We start from the raw sequence: 509 nt of genomic DNA, 5'->3' as shown, positions 1-509 counted from the left end.
ATGATGGGAATGGGCCCGCTGGAGATGGTCAACGCCATTGAGAGCGGGATCGGCGGTACGCTGGGCTTCCTGGCGGCGGTGATCGGTCTCGGCACCATTCTCGGCAAGATGATGGAGGTCTCCGGCGCGGCGGAGCGCATCGGCCTGACGCTCCAGCGCTGCCGCTGGCTGTCGGCGGACGTGATTATGGTGCTGGTCGGCCTGGTCTGCGGCATTACCCTGTTTGTCGAAGGCGGGGTGGTGCTGCTGATCCCGCTGGCATTCTCCATCGCCAAAAAAACCAATACTTCGCTGCTGAAGCTGGCTATTCCGCTGTGTTCCGCGCTGATGGTGGTGCACTGCGTGGTACCGCCGCATCCGGCCGCGCTGTTCGTGGCGAATAAACTGGGGGCTGATATCGGGACGGTTATCGTCTATGGCCTGCTGGTCGGTCTGATCGCCTCGCTGGTCGGCGGCCCGCTGTTCCTCAGGCTGCTCGGCAACCGCCTGCCGTTTAAACCAGTGCCAGC

At 63.5% G+C, this 509-nt stretch carries 1 protein-coding gene; it reads left to right on the top strand.

Annotated elements, in window-relative coordinates; translation table 11 throughout:
* Window positions 1–509 (top strand): GntT/GntP/DsdX family permease (locus MKP05_RS21675; protein ID WP_276316715.1); only part of this gene is annotated, 509 nt, incomplete at both ends.

The sequence above is a fragment of the Halomonas flagellata genome, from assembly GCF_022487945.1.
Classification (GTDB): Bacteria; Pseudomonadota; Gammaproteobacteria; order Pseudomonadales; family Halomonadaceae; genus Halomonas; species Halomonas flagellata.
Note: the sequence above shows the minus strand (reverse complement) of the source record. Positions and strands in the feature narration are given on the sequence as shown.